The sequence below is a fragment of the Paucibacter sp. M5-1 genome (assembly GCF_027498415.2).
In the GTDB taxonomy this organism is placed as follows: domain Bacteria; phylum Pseudomonadota; class Gammaproteobacteria; order Burkholderiales; family Burkholderiaceae_C; genus Roseateles_E.
Map to the genome: position 1 here is coordinate 4,967,965 of NZ_JAPZLM020000001.1, position 16,341 is coordinate 4,984,305.

Here is a 16,341-nt window from a genome sequence, read left to right on the forward strand (position 1 = left end):
GCTCAGTGAGAGCGGAGGTAGGCATTGATGAGCGGTCCGACGGGCATCTTGCGCCGCAACGTGGCCATCGACGCCGCGACCGCGCGCAGGCGGAACTCGCCCGGGCTCGTGCTCTTGGCGTCGCCGTGATAGATCACCAGGCGCGGGTCGTAAACCACGCGCAGGCCGCGACGGGCGCAGTTGAAAGCGATAAGATCCTCTTCGCCATACATGAACAGGTCTTCGTCGAGTTCGCCGAAAGCGCGCAGGTAGTGCTCGGACAGGAACAGGAAGCAGCCGTGGACCATATAGACATCGGTCAACCCGGCCGCAGTGGTCGCGTCGGCAGTGCTGCGGGTCGGGCGCGGCTTGAACAGCGTGAGCAGAGCCACACTCTTCATCAGCGTCCACAGTTTGCCCAGATGGATCGCAGCGATGTACTGCAGTGTCAGCCGTAGCAGAATCGGATTATCCGAGCCAGGCTCATCGCCGCGCACATATGGACCGACGACGGCGATGCCCGCGTCGCGCGCGGCTAGGCATCGCTCTATCAGGTCTGGCGATTCGACCCGCGTGTCGCTGGTGGCGATGACGACGTTGAGGATGCCCCGCTCGCGCAAAGCGCGGATGCCCACGTTGTTGCCGGCGGAGTACCCGCCGTTGCGACCCGATTGCAGCACGCTCACACGGAGGTGCCCTGCAAAGTGCCGCAGCAGCACATCGAAGGCGCCGTTGGGAGAGGCGTTGTCAACAACGACGACGGGCGCATCACCGGGCAGCGCCAGGATGCTGTCGACGCAGCGCACCGTCTCGTCATGATTGACGTAGTTCAGAACGACAAAGCCAAGGGCGGGGGACATGGATGAAGGCGTCAACGGGAGATGGAGCGGTGGGGGCGCGACTCGGCCGCCACCGTCTCAAGAATCTGCATGTAGCGTTGGCCGAATTCGAGGGTTCGGCGATGAAGCGCGATTCTAGCGGCTGCCTCGGCGGCCTCGTCGATGCCTCCCGGGCGCTCGGCCCAGGCCTGGCGCAGCAACGCGGCCAGTGCTGTCGGGTCTTTCGGATCGAAGTACTTGGCCTGTGGATGCGCTTGCTCGCGATGCACCGCGATGTCTGATGCGATGAGGGCCTTGCCCATCGACTTGGATTCCTCGACGCTGCTGCTCCAGCCCTCAAAGAAGGAGGGGTTGAGCACTGCCACGCTGGCGCGCATCAGTCCCTGTACGTCTGCGTAGTCGATGCTGCCTAGCAGGCGCACGTGGCCGTGCAGATCCTGTTCGTCGAGCAGTCGCAGCGCTTCGGCGGCCAGTGTGTTGCCGTTGGGGTCCTTGATCCAGCCCGTGCAGGCCAGGGTCACGTCCAGGCCTTCACGCTTGAGCTGCGCGACGGCCTCGAAGGCCGTGCGGTGGTTCTTGTGCGCCCAGAACTGGTTGGGCAGCAAGAAGAACCGCTCCGGCAGCCCGTGCTTATCCAGCAATTCCCGGGTGGCTTGCGGGCTGGTCGGCCCCAGATGGAGCTGCGAGACGAAGGGCAGCACATGGGTTCGCGGGGGCTTTGCCTCGCCCATCACTTGGGCAAAGTCCTTGTGGGCGTCCTCACTGCTGACGACGACGGCGTCGCTGTGACGATGCAGTTCGCGCAGTTCGGCGCTGCGGCGATCGACATCAAGGCCGGGGAAAAGGTGCGGCAGGTGCAGGTACTGGAAGTCCGGGATCCACGAAATCAGGCGGAAGCGAGGGCTGAGTCGACCCACCATGGATGGATGTGAGACCACATCTACGCCGTGCTGGCGCAGCACGCGCTCCACAAAGAACTGGGAGCGAAGGCCTCGATAGGCTATTCGATGGAAAAACCAGGGCCAGGTGCCGCGCGTCAAGATGTCGAGCTTGACCACCTCCGCGATGGCGCGGAACTCCGCTTCCAGCTTGGGAGGGAGATCCTTGCCGATGAACAATGTGACGCGAACGTGCTCGGGCTGCACGGCATGCAGGGCATGAAGCAGGTTCCTGAAGTAGTTCAGTCCGCCCGCATAGGCGAGGCCGAAGTCGAACCAGAAACCGACGTGGATCTTGGGCGTGGAGGTAACAGCAACAGGCATCGCGTGCGTCGAGGAGGTCATGGGGCAGTATCTCGGGCCTTGCGCACCCATGCGGCGTAGGTGGCCAGGCCTTCGTCGAGCGCAATGGACGGTTGCCAGCCGGTCGCTCGCATCTGATCGATGGCGGCGAGGTAGAAGCGGGGGTCTCCAGCGCGAATGCTGCCATTGAAGCGGATCTCTGCCGGACTGCCGAGCGCGCGTGCCAGCCGGCCGAGCACGTCGCGAACTGTGACGCGGTCGCCGGTGGCGCCATTGACGATCTCCAGGCGCGCTGCGGCGCCACGCGGTGCGGCCGCTGCGCGCTCTGCGAGGTGGAGTATCAGCGCCGCGGCGTCATCGACATGGATCCAATCTCGCGTCTCGTCACCAGTCCCGAAGAAGGTCTGTGGCGAAGGCCCTGACAGCAGCCGTTCTGACGCATCCCAGAGCAGTTGCCTGCGCAGGCCGGGGCCATAGATGGAGAAGAAGCGCACCGCGACCGCTGGCTGGCCGAAGCAGGTGGCGTGCGCCGCGAGCAGCGTTTCGACCATCTGTTTGTGGAAGCCGTAGGGCGAGACCGGGTTCGGTGTGTCGGTCTCGCACAACGGGCGATCCGGTGCAGCGCCGTATACGGCCGCGCTGGACGGATAGAGCACCACCGCCGACGGCGCGTGCCGGCGCAGATGTTCAAGCAGCACGGCGGTGCTATTGACGGTGCGTTCGTAGGCGTCCAGCGGATGCACCAGCGAGTAAGGTACCGAGCCGTTGCTGGCGCAGTGGACGACGACATCGGGTCGTTCGCCCAGAAGGGTCAACGATTCGGTCGTCAGGCTCGTGGATATCCAACGGTCATATCCGGAGGCTGCCCCATCGGCGACATCCTCCGCACTATGGCCGATCCCCAAGACTCGATAGCCGCCGGCCCTGAAACATTGGGCGACCGCGCGCCCGAGAAAGCCGAGGCCTCCCGTGATCAGGACGCTGCGCGCGGGCGCGGGGGAATGAATGTCGTTCAGCATGGATAGACGCAAGGACGCATGTCCGGACAATGACTAGGTCGAGGCGGACGCGGGGCCAGACCACAGGGCGGAACTTCGGTCCCAGTGGTCGAGGTTGTCGATGCACTTCCGGATTAACCGGTCGCTGTCGCGCATGTAGTCGATCCGCTCGGATTTGATGTAACGCGCCAGCCGGTGCTCGTTGAGCGGCATATCAACCGCCTTGCCGTACAGGTATTTGAGGTTGATAGCGCTCGTCGAGAACATGGGGACCACCTCGCAATGCCGGATCAGGCGGAACCACAGCTCGATGGGCATGCGGGCAAAGCGCTCGTCGTCGATGACGATCATTCGGTGCCGCCCGCGGAGGCGATGCTCAATGGCCTTCAAGGACTGGTAGGTGCTGCGCGGATGCGGCTTGATGTATGTCGTCGAGCCAGAGGGTGAACTCGATTCGATTACCTCGACATAGAAGTCGATTTCCTGCTCCGGCGTCGAAAGGCCTGATGCCGCCAGATTGCTAAGCAAGTACAGGCGGTCGCCGAGCGGCGTGCCTTGGGCGCAAAGTTGAGCGCAGTAGGCGTCCAGGGGCAACAGGCTGGAGGAGAGTGCTTCCACGCAGGCCACCACGTGCTCGCGCGGTGGCACCACCAGGGCCGTGTGATCGAAAAATCGTCCGGAGAGGTCCATCGGCAGCGTCAGCACGGCCTCGTCGAAGCCGACTTTCCGCGGCACGCCGAGTAGCAGCCGCTTGGCGATGGCTCGGCTTCGCTCGACCCATCGCGGGCGTGTCGACGAACGGAACACGTTGCTTTCGGCGCTCTGGCCGACCAGACCGAGCGAGTCCCCGTACGCCCGTTTGATTGCGCCGCTGTACGTGTCCATCAGGAGCGGACTGCCCAGTCCGATCTGGTCTCGCGCCAGATAGATCTCGTTGAAGCGGTCGCTGCCCAGCCGCAGTTGCAGATCTCGCACGTTGCGGCCGTGACGCCGACGCGCAAACGCTTCCATCTCTGCCTGCGTGATGTACACGACACGGGACCAAGCCTTGCCGGCGCTCAATTGCCGCACGGCCGCGGCAATATCGTCCTCGATCTCCGGCGCGGCGAGGAAGTCATAGAGCAGCAGGACGTTCTCGGAATCGTCCCAGCTTTCGCCCGCCGGAATGCCGTGGGTATATGCGATGAGACCTGCCAGATACTGCAGCGGGCCTTGGACGGTTAGCAGTCGCTTCTTCATGCAGATCCGACAGGGGTCAAAGGGGCGGGGGGCATGCGGTCGAGCCTGGCGCACAGCACACGGCTCAAGAGCATGGCGCACACGGACGTGACGAAAGTGGCCAGCAACATCGACTGCGCCGCGGCGACGAGCGGAGAAACCTCGGCCATTGCCGTGAGGCTCTTCCAGACCGCGAAGAACATCGCACCGCCCACGGCGCTGCTCGCCAGATAGACGTCCTGCCGGCCCAGCACGTTCAGCACGTTGCCGAAGGCCGAGAAGGTCATCGCTGCTGCGGCCAGTGAGGTCCAGCGGGCGGCTTCGATGGCTGGCGTATAGGCCGGCAAAAGCGTGTTTACGAAGACCGGGATGGTCAACCAGCAGATCCCGGCGAATACCATGCCAGCCGCGAACATGCCCATGCTCGCGCGCAAGGCTTGCCGCCACAGCGCCATCGCCGAGCGGTGCTCGCCGTAGTTTCTGGACATCTGCGGATAGAGCACCGAGTTGAAAGCGGTGGGCACCATCACTGCCAGCGCCGCGAACTGTGCGGCGATGGCGTAGTAGCCCAGCATTTGCGGCGAATCGGCCAGCACCAGCCGGTCCAGCGTCATGAAGAGCGCCCCCAACTGCCCGAGCAGCCAGATCGGCAGCCCCACGCGTACGAGCTGCCGGAACATCGCGCTGTCCCATTTTGGCCGGACCTTCAGCGGGCGCTGGTAGTACAGCGCCGAACTGCTGATCACCGCGACCAGCGCGACACGCAGGAGCAGGCCCGCGTAACCCAGCACCTGGGCGAGCAGGGCTAGGGGCAGTCCGGCGATGGCGATCAGCGTGGTCCTTCGCGCCAGTGGGCCGAAGGCGCCGGCCGTGCTGTATCCCACGGTCAGGAACTGCAGCGACCAAGAACCCGCCAAGACAACCACAAAGGCCATGGACGTGAGCAACTGGTCCCTCGTCCCTGCGATGGCGAAGTAGCCGATGCCGACGATGCCGAGCGCTATCGTGAGGCCAGTGAGTCCCAGGCACCATGCCAACCCGACCTGTCCCGCGAGCTCCGCCTTCGTGGCGTCGCCGCTGCCGCGGAAGAAAGGGATCTGTCGGTTCATCGCATTGAACACGCCTAGCTGTAGCACCGACGCGTAGCTGATTAACACCGTCATCAGGTTCCACAGGCCGAGCTGGTGCGGCGGCGTCCAGCGCGTGACCATCAGCGTGGCCAGCAGCGTGAGCACGGTCGCGCCCAGGTTGCCGCTGAAGAACGCGATGACCGAGCGCATCTGCAGGCGCGCTGTCTCCTTGTCAGGCATGTCCGTGGTCCGTTTCAGGCGTTGTCGTTGGACCAGGCTCACTCGTGCGCGTTCAGCGCCTTGTAGCCATGACCCTTGACCAGTTCGTCGCGTTGCGCGCTGATCAGGTCTTCGCGGGTCATCTCGCGCACCAGCTCCTCGAAACTGATCTTCGGCGCCCAGTTCAGCTGCTTCTTTGCCTTGCTCGGGTCGCCCAGCAGCGTCTCGACCTCGGCCGGACGGAAATAGCGCGGGTCCACCGCCACCACGACGCGCTCGCCGCCAGGGGCTGCCGCGTCGGCGATGTAAGCCTTCTCGTCGATGCCGCTGCCTTCCCAGCGCAGCGTCATTTCCAACTCCTTGGCGGCCGCATTCACGAAGTCACGCACGCTGTACTGCACACCGGTGGCAATGACGTAATCCTCGGGCTTGTCCTGCTGCAGCATCAGCCACTGCGCCTCGACGTAATCCTTGGCGTGGCCCCAGTCACGCAGTGAATCCATATTGCCCAGGTAAAGGCAATTCTGCAGGCCCAGCTTGATGCGGGCCAAGGCGCGCGTGATCTTGCGCGTCACGAAGGTCTCGCCGCGGATGGGTGACTCGTGGTTGAACAGGATGCCGTTGCACGCGAACATGCCATAGGACTCGCGGTAGTTCACCGTGATCCAGTAGGCATAGAGCTTGGCCACACCGTACGGACTGCGTGGGTAGAAGGGCGTAGTCTCCTTCTGCGGGATCTCTTGCACCAGGCCATACATCTCGGACGTGCTGGCCTGATAGAAGCGGGTCTTCTTCTGCAAGCCCAGCAGTCGAATGGCTTCGAGGATGCGCAGCGGGCCGATGGCATCGGAGTTGGCCGTGTATTCCGGTTCTTCGAAGCTGACATGCACATGCGATTGTGCGGCCAGGTTGTAGATCTCGTCGGGCTGCACCTGCTGGATGATGCGGACCAGGCTGGAGGCGTCGGTCATGTCGCCGTAGTGGAGGAACAGCCGGGTGTTGGGCTCGTGCGGATCCTGGTACAAGTGGTCGATGCGGTCGGTGTTGAACAGCGATGCGCGGCGACGGATGCCGTGGACGATGTAGCCCTTGTCGAGCAGGAATTCCGCCAGGTAGGCACCGTCCTGGCCGGTGATGCCGGTGATGAGAGCGACTTTTTGATTCATGGCTGCGCGTTCGATGTGATGCGTGGAAATGGGACGGGCGGGTTCAGTGGGCGCCGGTGCCGGGCGCGTCGGCCCAGTGCGAAGCCAGCGCCCAGTCGTCGGGGGTATCGATGTCCAGGCTCTCGCGAGCGTCGGCCATCAGGAAAGGAAGGACGCCGGGCCGCATGATCGGGCGGGCGGCGCGTGCGTCCTCGGCGGGGATCACGTAGAGCGCGCCGTTGAGCGCGTAGGCTGGTGTGAGGTCTTGCGAGCGCAGCGCCAGCGGCTCCCAGCCAAGGCTGGGGCGCAACTCGCCGTCTTGCCAGGCGAAGGTCCAGGCCGGGTGCGACGCGGCGGGGCTCACGCTGACGACCGGATGGCGCGTTGGGGTGGCCTGGTCGGCGTAGGTACGCACCGCGCCGCGGATCGACGCGGCACTGCGGAAGGGGCTGGTCGGCTGCAGCAGCAGCACCGCGTCAACCGCGCCGTGCGCTTGTTCGTACCAGGCCAGCGCGTGAGCGATGACGCCGGCGCTGCCGGCGGTGTCGGTCGCCAGTTCGGCCGGGCGCAGCCAGGGCACCATCGCGCCGGCCGTGCGGGCCGTCTGCGCGATCTCCTCGTCATCGGTGCTGACCAGCACGTCGACGCAGACGCTGCTTTCTCGCGCTGCGGCGATCGTCCATTGGATTAGCGGACGGCCGCCAAGGAGCAGCACGTTCTTTCGCGGCAGCCGTTTGCTACCGCCGCGGGCAGGCACGAGGGCGAGCAGGCGCGGCAGACCTGCGGTGAGCTCAGCCATGGAACAGCCCCGCGACGTCGTACTGGGCGCGCTGGAAGTCTTCCATGCGGCCGATGTCCAGCCAGTACTCGTGGACCGGGAACATGTTGACCGGCTGGCCTTGTTCCATTTGCTTCTGCAATAGCGTTGGCATGTCGATTCGCTGGCCGCGCGCGACGCTGTCCAGCACCGACGGCGACAGCACGTAAATGCCGGCGTTGATGAAGTAGCGGTAGGCCGGCTTCTCGACCATCGAAATGATGCGCTGACCGTCGCCCTCAATCACGCCGTAGGGCACGCGGTGCTCGTGCTCGCGCACGCACATCGTGGCAATGCCGTCATGGCTGTCGTGGAAGTCGAGCAGCTTGTTGAAGTCGAGGTTGGTCAGCAGGTCGCCGTTCATCATGAACATCGGCTCGCGGATCGCTTCGCGCGGCAGCAGGCCCAGCGCGCCGCCGGTGCCCAGCGGCTCGTCCTCATGCACATACTGGACCTCGATGTCCCAACGACTGCCGTCGCCGATGTGGTCGCGGATCATCTCGGGCAGGTAATGCGTCGAGATGAAGAAACGGTGGAACCCGGCGCGCACGAAGTTCTCGATGATGATCTCAAGGATGGGCTTGTCGCCCACGTTGAGCAGTGGCTTGGGGCAATTGTCGGTGAGCGGCTGCAGTCGGGTGCCGAAGCCGCCGGCCATCAGGAACACCGCGTTGTCGCGGCGCTTGCCGTGCAGCAGGCCGTGCAGGGTCTCGATGCCGACGACGCGACCCTCGGCATCGACCAGCGGGATCTGCGAGATCTGATGGCGTTCCATCAACTGCAGGACGCGTTCCTTGCTCGAGCCGGCCGGGGCGGTGCGCGGCTGGCGCGCCATCACCTCGGCGATCGGCGCGTCCAAGCCGACCTGACGGATCAGCGCGCGTCGCACGTCGCCGTCGGTGACGGTGCCGAGGATACGGCGCTGTTCGTCGACAACGACGGCGATCTGTAACCCGCCACGGTCGAGTGCGGCGATGGCTTCCTGCAGAGGGACATCGGGGGCGATGAGAACGGATTGCCAGGTGCTCATGACGAAGACAGAATGAAGTTCGGCAGCCGCTTTACGGCCGGGACGGATCGGATGAAGACCGGGCGGAGGTGAGCCGCTTGCCGAGAAGGACCATCGGATGTTCGATCCGGTGATAGACGAGAAGCGAGATGATGACTGTTAGCGCGCTGACCGACGCCAGCACGCCCCAGCCGGCCCACGACCGCGCGAGGTCAGGCGCGAGCAGGTGCAGTGCTTGCCAAACCACCGGATGCAGCAGATAGACCCCGTAGGTCGCGAGGCCTAGGTGCACTAGTGGCGCGCCGACCCACGCCGGCAGTCGCAACGAGGTGCCATACACCGCGAAGACGATGCCGATGCTTGCGGCACTGAAAACCCAGCGATTCAGGCCGGTGACGATGTGAATGGTGTCACCACCCACCGGATAGACGGTGAAGACGGCGAGGCCCACAATCAGCAGCAGCGCGCTGACGAGCAGGCGTCGGGCTTGTCCGGCGTTGAAATACAGGGCGATCCCGGCGGCGTAAAGGAACAGGTTGTTAAACGGATTGATGTAGGTCGCCCATTGGCGGGACAGCGGGATTGCAGGATCCAGCAGCCACTGTGAGAACACCAGCGCTACGCCTGCGGAGGCCAGCACCAGACCATTGCCCCATGCCCGCGACCGCCGGTAGGCAAGCAGCAGCAATGGCGTCAGCGCGTAATAGACCATTTCGTTGCCGATCGACCAGGCGCCGGTGGTCATGTAGGACGACGGGCTGACGAAACCGAACAGCGTAGTGAGATTGAGAGCGATCACCTTGAGGCTGATCGGCTTGCTGCTGGCTAGATTCATGGCCGTCACGGAAAGGACGGTGATCCAGAGCAACGGCCAGATCCGGAAGACCCGGCGGACCATGAAGCGTAGTGTGCTTGACGGGCCCTGGAGGAAGCGGTTGTAGGCGATCGCGATGCTCAGGCCGCTGAGCACAAAGAACATGGATACGCCATAGACGCCGAGCCGCCCCAGCGTCGTCGAGGCGTCCGGCTGAACCAGTTCCCAGAGGGTCAGGTGGTACAGCATGATGGAGAGCGCTAGGAGGCCTCGCAGCCAGTCCAGCGACTCGAAGCGCGTCACGGGGGGCGCGAGCCTTTCTGAGGACGGGGGTGCACCCGCGCCCGACGGGGCCACAGTGATGTCGGTGACGACGGAGCTCATGCCGTTCCTTCTTGACCGGACGACTCGGATGCGCGGGGCGGTAGCCTCCGATGCGGCGCGTGCAGCGAGCCGGCCGCCAGCGCCCGGGCCAGGACCGTGCCGGCGCTGACGATAGCGCTGGCACCGACCGTCACCTGTTGCAGAACCACACAACCGGCGCCGAGGAAGCTACCGGCACCGACGTCGACGCCCCCGCACAGCACCGCGCCTGGCGCGACGTGGACATGGTCGCCGATCCGGCAGTCATGGTCGATGTGGGCACCCGTGTTGACGATGGTGCTCGCGCCGATCGTGACGTCGGCCTGCACGATCACCCCGGCCATGACCTGCGCGCCGTGGCCCAGCCTCGCCGTCGGATCGACCACTGCCCGCGGATGGGCCAGCGCCACGAAGAGGAAGCCCTTCGAGGTCCACTGATCATGAATCGCCTGACGCACCGTGCCATGCGGAACCTGTCCGATGCCATTGAGCAGGCCGACGCGCTTGACGTCGAAGGCGGACAGCGCCTCGTCGTCGCCAAGTACTCGAATGCCGCGCCATGTGGTCGCGCCCTCGCGCGCCAGCGCAGGATCGCAGACACCGACGACGTCACGACCCAGGGCGCGCGCGAGCGACAGCACGACCTTGGCATGGCCACCCGCACCGATCAACACCAGCGGAAGGTTCTTGGCGTGCGTCATGGCTGGTAGAGGTCGCCTTCCGCATAGTCGCGGTTAGCCGCTTGTCCGACCAACTGCCACAGCGTTACCGCCGGAAGACCGAAGCCGCTTCGTGCCGTCGCCAGATCGGCGCGCGTCAAAACCTGGCCGCGTTCCACCGGGCGCGCCAATACCACCTGCTGCCGCGCGGCCTTGCGCGTCTTCCATTCGCTGGGCTGCGGACTCTTGGCCCCTTCGCCCAATGCGACGGCCAGCGTTCGGATGTCGCGCACCATCTGCGCTAGTTCGCCGGGCTCGAGCGAGGCCAGGTGATCCGGCCCGGGCATCGAGCGGTCGAGGGTGAAGTGCTTCTCCACCAGCACTGCACCGCGCGCCACGGCGGCCACCGGGATCAGGATGCCTTCCGTATGGTCCGAATAGCCGACCGGCAGCCCGAATGCATGGGCCAGCGTGTCCATGGCCAGCAGGTTCACCTCGCTCATCGGGGTAGGGTACTGGGAGGTGCAGTGCAGCAGCGTCACACGTCCCTGGAGGGAGCGTCGCCATTCAGCGCGGGTCCAACCCTCCCAAATCTCGTCGAGGTCTGCCGGCTCGCTCTCAGCATTGAAGGCATGGGCGATGACGGCCAGCGCCTGCTCAACCTCCGACAGCGTGGCCATGCCGGTCGACACCACGAGCGGCTTGCGCAGTCGTGCGAAGCGCCAGAGCAGCGGTCCGTTTGTCAGTTCCCCGGAAGGTACCTTGAAGAAAGGCATGTCCAGCCCGGCGAGGAAGTCCAGGCTGTCGAGATCGAAGGCCGTGGACAGGAATTCGATGCCTTCGGCCTTCGCGTGCGCCTTCAGCTCGACGTGCCATTCGCGCGGAAGTTCCAGCTTGCTCAACATGTCCAGCTGGCTCTCGGCCTGGTCCGTCGTCTGCCGTTGATAGTCCGCCTTGGGCGCGCTGGCACGGGCGAGCTTCTTCGCGTCGAAGGTCTGGAACTTCACTGCGTCCGCGCCTGCGGAGGCGGCGGCGCTCACCAGCTGCCGGGCCAGGGCCAGGCTGCCGTTGTGGTTCACGCCCGCTTCCGCGATGACGTAGACTGATTTGTCGTTCATTGGATTTCCTTCAGCAGCATGAAGGCCTCGGCCGCCATGACGCCGCTCTGGCTGCCGCGCAGTTGCGCCAGCGCGCGTAGCGTGACCTCGCTGCGCGGGAATGGGAACGGCCCCAACTCGCTGGCGAAGATGCCCATAATTTCCAGCTTTTTCTCGAGCTGGTCCGTGATGTCGATGAAGAGGTTGGGGCGGAAACCGGGGTCGTCCGGGCGGATCCCGAATTCGGTCTCTGACAGCGTTTCGTAGGCGCGCACTGATCTCACCGACGGATAACGGAAAGTCTTGGCACAGGCTGCTGCAGCGTCGAAAACGGCCGCATGGTCGGTATGAGCGTCGTTGCGGTAGGGCACGTAGAGCATCTGCGCCGCAGTGTCTTTCACGATGCGGCCCAGCGCACCGACTAGGTCGCCTTTGGGCACCGTGTCCAGCGTCATCGTGGGAAAGTTGAGCCGATGGACGCCGACGAAGCCATAGGCCCGCGCCACCGCGTCGATCTCGGCATCGCGCGAGCGCACCCGCTCCTCGCTAAAGCCGTGCGATGTCTTTACCGCCGTGACTATCACCCAATGCACGCGGTCGCCACGCTGGATGTGTCGCAGCACGGTGCCGCCGCAGCCCAGGGTCTCATCATCCGGATGAGGCGCGATGACCAAAACGGCCTGGGGGTCACTGGCAAGCATGAATCGGGTCCTCGGTTTTCTTGATCAGGGCTCGGAAGTCGGTCGACTTGAGCAACTCGGCCGCCTTCGATGCGCTGCGGCCGTCGCCATACGGATTGATCAGACCGGAAAGGATGGCGGTGAACGCCTCGCCACGCACCGTGTCCAGCGCCAATTCGATCGCGGTTCGGTCGCCGTCACAGAAAAGCACGTTCGCGCCGCAGGTGCGTCCGCGCTGGCGTTCGCCGATGTTGATGACGGGAAGCCGCACGCTCGCGGCCTCTAGCAGACCGGCCGACGAGTTGCCGATCATCAGCGACGCATGACGCATGAGATTGACGAAGTTCGCGCGCGAGGTGTTGCCGTAGTAGGTCACCTGATCCAGTTGGCCCAGCTCGCGCAGCGCCTCCACCAGATCGTTGTTGCCGGGGTCCGGGTTCGGCGCGCCCACCATGACGTGATATCCGCGTTCGACCATGGCGTTCACCGCGTCGCGCACGAAGGATGGCGCCCTGGCGCGCTCTTGGTCCACCGGATGGAAGATCAGCACGGCCAGAGGGTGTTCCGCTGCATGCGGCTTGGCCTGCATGTCTTGGAGGACCGCCTCCTTGCTCAGCGGCGGCTCAGATGCAAACTTGTCGAGTGCGACGCTGCCGATGACGACGATCCGCCGGTCGCTTTCACCGAGGCTCAGCAGGCGTCGTCGATGCTCATCGATGCTGACGAAGTGCGCCGTGGACAGCTTCGAGGTGGCATGGCGCACCGGATTGTCTACATGGCCGTCGGCCGCATGATCCCCGCCGAAGAAGTGCACCGTCGGAATATCCAGGAACGCGCCGATCGTGGCGGCGACCAGCACGTCCTCCCGGTCGCCCGCGAAGATCATGAGATCGGGGGCGTAGGCCCTGACCAAGTCGATCGCGCCGTTGAGCAGGTTTGCGGCGGTCTTCAGGCGCGAGGATTTGCTGTCGCCGCTGATGAGGCTTTCCACGTCGCCCAGCAGCGCGAAACCGTCAGCGACGATCAGGTCGACCGTGCGACCGAACTGGGGTGATAGGTGGGCCCCTGACACCAGCAGCCGCAGATCGACTGCTGGATCGTTATGCAGCGCCCGATAGACACCGCTCATCAGGTCGTAGTCCGACCGGATGGAGGTGAGGCCGAGGATGCGCTTCATTGTCCCGCTCAGAACAGATCGGAGATGGCCATCTCGCGATGGATGGCAGCCTGATCGAAGGTGCTGCGCAGGCCGATGCCGCCAAACTGATAGTCGAACTGGCGATTCGGTACGAGGCCCGTGCTGGCTTCGACCAGCATGTTGATCCCGGCGTCTTCAGGCAGGTGGGCGAGCTTGTCCGTGTGTTCCCACCACAGCAGGTCCAGAGCATCGCCGTGGCGCTTGTAGGCCAGCCCGTTCTCGAAGGTGTATGTAGCGCCTGGGCGGGAGAGTCGCCACTCGCGCAGCGCGGGTTGCGTGAGGTCCAGTCCGAGTCGGCCCGCCTTTTCCAACTGGCCGGTTTCCGCCAGCGCCAGCAGCGCTGACTTGTCGACGGTGGCTACATAGTCAGATTCGGGCAATTGCCAGTTCAAGCGCTTGCGGAAGCCCGGCGTCGACTGGGCGTTCGGGAATCCGAATACGAAGTCCACGCCCAGATCCGTGGCAACTGCATAGTTCTCCTGGGCCAGTTGCGTGAAGAGGCCAAACTTGCGGTGGGACTCGGCAACCATCGTGGTCATCGAGATGTAACTGTTCTTGCGTTCGTCGCCGTTGGAAAGCGGCATGGGAACGATCGCGTAGTGGCCCACCAGTTCATCGTTCTCGTAGCAGAGCGTGACGATGGGCTCGCCGTTGGGGTTGCGCTGGTAGGCCCAATCCCAGATCTCCCCCAGCGACCGTTGGCCGAAACTCTTGAAAAAGAGGCGTTCGATCGATTCCCGATGGTGCAAGAGACCGGCCTTGCTGGTGACGCTGGTGATGTTCATGCGCTTACTAGGGTGAAGGAGTGGGTCGGCCTGGGAATGGGGAGTCGCGAAGTCGGCGTCATGCCGGTTCAGGAGTCACGCTGCTGGGCAGGTTGACGACGCGAGCCTCCAGCCATTCGGCATTGTCCAGCGGGCCGCGCAGCGCGTTTGCGTAGAGCGGCAGTCGGGTCATGAGAGCCCAGATCGGACGCGTCATCACGCCGGCCTCGTTCGTCGCCTTCAGCAGCGCTTCGCGCTGCGCGGGGCTCTCGCAGATCACGCCGTTGAGCCAGTAGTTGGAGCGGCAATGTTCCGGCTCGACGATAGGCTGCAGGTCCGTGCTGGCAAAGAACGCGATGTAGCGCTCGGCCAGTGCGCGCTTAGACGCGAGGAATGCCGGCAGTTGCTCCAGCTGCGCGCAGCCCAGCGCCGCGTTCAGATTGGGCAAGCGGTAGTTGTAGCCGACCTCGTCGTGGAAGAACTCGTACGGGTGCGGGATCTTGGCTGTGGTGGTCAGGTGCTTGGCGCGTTTGCCCACGACCTCGTCTGCCAGCACCATGCCGCCGCCGCCGGTGGTCATGATCTTGTTGCCATTGAAGCTCAGCACGCCGATCTCACCGAAGGTACCAGTGTGGCGGCCCTTGTAGTAGCTGCCCAGCGATTCGGCTGCATCCTCGATGAGCACCAGCTTCCATCGCTCGCAGACTGCTATTAGGGCGTCGAGGTCGGCAGGGTGGCCGAAGGTGTGCATCGGTAGACAGGCGCGGATGCGTCGGTGGTCGACGCGCGTGCGGCATACGCCGGCATCGTCGACCAGTGCGTGTTCCTCAAGCCAGGCGTCCAGCGCTGCGGGTGACAGGCCCAGCGTGCGGCGGTCGACATCAACAAACAGTGGTTCAGCGCCGCAGTAGGCAATGGCGTTGCATGTCGCTACGAAGGTCAGCGACTGCGTCACGACCAGGTCGCCCCTTTCGACGCCTGCCAGCACCAACGCGATGTGCAGCGCCGCTGTGCCGTTCATCACCGCGACCGCGCGCGGGCTGCCGGTGAATCCGGCAACGTCCCGCTCGAAGCGGTCGACATACGCACCCACGCTCGAGACGAACGTCGAGTCAATCGTGTCGAGCACCAACTCGCGCTCGCGCCCGCGGAACACCGGGGCGTGCAGCGGTATGAACTCTTTTGTTGCGTACTGCTCTCGGATGAAACCGACCAGGCGATCAAACACGGCAGACCTCAGACGTTGTAGATGTGGGCCTTGTACTTCGCCAGGTTGGCCGGGCGAGTCATCCACTCGATGGTCTGCTGCAGACCGTCGCGGATGTTGAAGCGGGGCTCAAAGCCCGTGAGCTCGCGGATGCGGCTGTTGTCGCACCAGAGACGGAAAACCTCGGATTTCTCTGGCCGGATCCGTTGATCGTCGGTGATGAACTCGACGTCACTGCCCATCAGTTCTTTGATCAGGTTGAGTGTGTCGCCGACAGAGATCTCGAAGTTGGAGCCAATGTTCACGGTCTCGCCGATGGCTTCTTTGCATCGAGCCAGTTCGAGGAAGCCACGGCAGGTATCTGCGACGTAGTTGAAGTCGCGGGTCGGCGTCGTGTCGCCCAGCTTGATCTGCTTCATGCCGGAGGCAATCTGCGTGATGATGGTCGGGATCACGGCGCGGGCCGACTGGCGCGGCCCATAGGTGTTGAACGGTCGCGCAATGGTGAGCGGCAGGTTGAATGCGTTGAAATAGCTCATCGCCATCGCGTCCGCGCCGATCTTTGAGGCGCTGTACGGCGACTGGGGCTGAAGTGGATGCTTCTCGTCAATTGGCACGTAGCGTGCTGTCCCATATACCTCACTGGTGGAGGTATGGATTACGCGCTGCACGCCGTTGTCTAGCGCTGCCTGGCAGATGTTGAGGGTACCCTTGATGTTGGTATCGACGTAGCTGTCGGGCGCCACATAAGAGTAGGGAATTGCAATCAGCGCCGCCAGGTGGAAGATCGTGTCCACGTCTTGCGTGACTTTCCGGCAGAAATGGGGGTCGCGGACATCTCCGCTGATGATCTCGATGTTCTTGGCGCAGTCAACATCGTCCAGCCAGCCCCAGTAGTTAAAGGAGTTGTACTGACTCAAGGCCTTGACCTGTAGGCCTTCACGGACCAGGAGTTCGACCAGATGGGAACCGATGAATCCGTCGGCGCCGGTCACGAGGACACGCTTCATTTTGGAGATGCTTT

General features: G+C 64.2%; 16 protein-coding genes. All 16 read right to left on the reverse strand.

Annotated elements, in window-relative coordinates; translation table 11 throughout:
* Positions 1 to 2 precede the first annotated feature (2 nt).
* Genes O5M90_RS23630 through O5M90_RS23705 form a run of 16 tightly spaced genes read right to left on the reverse strand, consistent with a single transcriptional unit; the run spans position 3 to position 16,327 of the window.
* Entirely contained in the window at positions 3 to 839 is an 837-nt protein-coding gene (locus O5M90_RS23630) for a glycosyltransferase (RefSeq protein WP_269837865.1), read from the reverse strand.
* An 11-nt stretch (positions 840 to 850) separates the two neighbouring features.
* Complete coding sequence (locus tag O5M90_RS23635; RefSeq protein ID WP_269837864.1) at positions 851 to 2,101, reverse strand: glycosyltransferase family 4 protein; 1,251 nt, start codon at positions 2,099 to 2,101, stop codon at positions 851 to 853.
* The gene (locus tag O5M90_RS23640; RefSeq protein WP_269837863.1) at positions 2,098 to 3,078 is read right to left on the reverse strand and encodes an NAD-dependent epimerase/dehydratase family protein; all 981 of its coding nucleotides are present in this window, start codon (positions 3,076 to 3,078) and stop codon (positions 2,098 to 2,100) included. Before O5M90_RS23640 ends, O5M90_RS23635 begins: the two co-directional genes overlap by 4 nt.
* Positions 3,079 to 3,111: 33 nt before the next feature.
* Complete coding sequence (locus tag O5M90_RS23645; RefSeq protein ID WP_269837862.1) at positions 3,112 to 4,296, reverse strand: polysialyltransferase family glycosyltransferase; 1,185 nt, start codon at positions 4,294 to 4,296, stop codon at positions 3,112 to 3,114.
* The gene (locus tag O5M90_RS23650; RefSeq protein WP_269837861.1) at positions 4,293 to 5,585 is read right to left on the reverse strand and encodes a hypothetical protein; all 1,293 of its coding nucleotides are present in this window, start codon (positions 5,583 to 5,585) and stop codon (positions 4,293 to 4,295) included. Before O5M90_RS23650 ends, O5M90_RS23645 begins: the two co-directional genes overlap by 4 nt.
* A 38-nt stretch (positions 5,586 to 5,623) precedes the next feature.
* Positions 5,624 to 6,730 carry a GDP-mannose 4,6-dehydratase gene (gmd, locus tag O5M90_RS23655; RefSeq protein WP_269837860.1) on the reverse strand — a complete coding sequence of 369 codons (1,107 nt, stop codon included), beginning with the start codon at positions 6,728 to 6,730 and terminating at the stop codon, positions 5,624 to 5,626.
* A 43-nt stretch (positions 6,731 to 6,773) separates the two neighbouring features.
* Positions 6,774 to 7,508 (reverse strand): acylneuraminate cytidylyltransferase family protein, encoded by a 735-nt coding sequence (locus O5M90_RS23660; protein ID WP_269837859.1) that lies wholly within the window; start codon positions 7,506 to 7,508, stop codon positions 6,774 to 6,776.
* Positions 7,501 to 8,556, reverse strand: a complete 1,056-nt coding sequence (locus O5M90_RS23665; protein ID WP_269837858.1) for a nucleotidyltransferase family protein — start codon at positions 8,554 to 8,556, stop codon at positions 7,501 to 7,503. The genes O5M90_RS23660 and O5M90_RS23665 overlap by 8 nt, the downstream gene beginning before the upstream one ends.
* Before the next feature lie 31 nt (positions 8,557 to 8,587).
* On the reverse strand, positions 8,588 to 9,733 hold the full coding sequence (locus O5M90_RS23670; protein ID WP_269837857.1) for an acyltransferase family protein: 1,146 nt from the start codon (positions 9,731 to 9,733) through the stop codon (positions 8,588 to 8,590).
* Entirely contained in the window at positions 9,730 to 10,413 is a 684-nt protein-coding gene (locus tag O5M90_RS23675; protein ID WP_269837856.1) for an acetyltransferase, read from the reverse strand. Before O5M90_RS23675 ends, O5M90_RS23670 begins: the two co-directional genes overlap by 4 nt.
* Complete coding sequence (neuB, locus tag O5M90_RS23680; protein WP_269837855.1) at positions 10,410 to 11,489, reverse strand: N-acetylneuraminate synthase; 1,080 nt, start codon at positions 11,487 to 11,489, stop codon at positions 10,410 to 10,412. Before neuB ends, O5M90_RS23675 begins: the two co-directional genes overlap by 4 nt.
* Positions 11,486 to 12,169 (reverse strand): PIG-L deacetylase family protein, encoded by a 684-nt coding sequence (locus tag O5M90_RS23685; RefSeq protein ID WP_269837854.1) that lies wholly within the window; start codon positions 12,167 to 12,169, stop codon positions 11,486 to 11,488. The genes neuB and O5M90_RS23685 overlap by 4 nt, the downstream gene beginning before the upstream one ends.
* Positions 12,156 to 13,325 (reverse strand): UDP-N-acetylglucosamine 2-epimerase, encoded by a 1,170-nt coding sequence (gene neuC / locus O5M90_RS23690; protein ID WP_269837853.1) that lies wholly within the window; start codon positions 13,323 to 13,325, stop codon positions 12,156 to 12,158. Before neuC ends, O5M90_RS23685 begins: the two co-directional genes overlap by 14 nt.
* 8 nt (positions 13,326 to 13,333) lie before the next feature.
* Positions 13,334 to 14,131 (reverse strand): GNAT family N-acetyltransferase, encoded by a 798-nt coding sequence (locus O5M90_RS23695; RefSeq protein ID WP_269837852.1) that lies wholly within the window; start codon positions 14,129 to 14,131, stop codon positions 13,334 to 13,336.
* A gap of 58 nt (positions 14,132 to 14,189) precedes the next feature.
* Entirely contained in the window at positions 14,190 to 15,338 is a 1,149-nt protein-coding gene (locus tag O5M90_RS23700) for a LegC family aminotransferase (RefSeq protein ID WP_269837851.1), read from the reverse strand.
* Between the two features lie 8 nt (positions 15,339 to 15,346).
* Complete coding sequence (locus O5M90_RS23705; RefSeq protein ID WP_269837850.1) at positions 15,347 to 16,327, reverse strand: NAD-dependent 4,6-dehydratase LegB; 981 nt, start codon at positions 16,325 to 16,327, stop codon at positions 15,347 to 15,349.
* Positions 16,328 to 16,341: the final 14 nt, after the last annotated feature.